This window comes from Nostoc sp. 2RC (assembly GCF_014222165.1).
In the GTDB taxonomy this organism is placed as follows: domain Bacteria; phylum Cyanobacteriota; class Cyanobacteriia; order Cyanobacteriales; family Nostocaceae; genus Nostoc; species Nostoc linckia.
The window spans coordinates 1-253 of the sequence record NZ_JACKZU010000849.1; the positions used below are offsets into that span (position 1 = coordinate 1).

Consider the following 253-nt stretch of genomic DNA (forward strand, 5'->3'; position numbering starts at 1 on the left):
GAATGGCGTAACGACTTCCCCACTGTCTCCAGCATAGGCTCAGCGAAATTGAATTCCCCGTGAAGATGCGGGGTTCCCGCGGTCAGACGGAAAGACCCTATGAACCTTTACTGCAGCTTCGCCTTGGCGTTAGCATCAACATGTGTAGGATAGGTGGGAGGCTATGAAACCGGGGCGCCAGCTCTGGTGGAGCCATCCTTGAAATACCACCCTTGTTGTTGTTGACGTCTAACCGCAGCCCGTTATCCGGGTT

General features: G+C 54.5%; 1 rRNA gene. It reads left to right on the forward strand.

The window, feature by feature from the left end:
- Positions 1 to 253, forward strand: a 23S ribosomal RNA gene (locus GNE10_RS35230); the annotation flags it as partial.